The organism is Streptomyces sp. P9(2023) (assembly GCF_032436795.1).
GTDB lineage: Bacteria > Actinomycetota > Actinomycetes > Streptomycetales > Streptomycetaceae > Streptomyces.
On the sequence record NZ_JAUPWM010000364.1, the window covers coordinates 1 to 284 of the forward strand.

Sequence of the window (284 nt, forward strand, 5' to 3'; positions counted from 1 at the left end):
GTGGCCGTGGTGGTTGCCAACCAGGGGGTCTGGGTAGGGCAATCACTGCTGTCGAAAGTCTTGGGAGGAGCGTTCAAGGCGTTGCAGCAGCGTGTAGAGCCTTCGCGCTATGCGCACAGCGAGTATCTGAGTCTCTTGACCGAACGAGAGCGTGGCGTTGCCTTGGCCATTGCCAGCGGGGCAACCAATAAAGAGGCGGCTCGCCAGCTGGATATCACGGAACGCACAGTCAAGGCGCATCTCAGCGCCATTTTCAGAAAGCTGTCGGTGCGTGACCGCTTGCA

At 59.5% G+C, this 284-nt stretch carries 1 protein-coding gene; it reads left to right on the plus strand.

Annotated elements, in window-relative coordinates; all coding sequences use genetic code 11:
• Positions 1-284, plus strand: a 284-nt coding sequence (locus tag Q5762_RS37955; RefSeq protein ID WP_315896867.1) for a LuxR C-terminal-related transcriptional regulator, incomplete at both ends; no start/stop codon positions are given.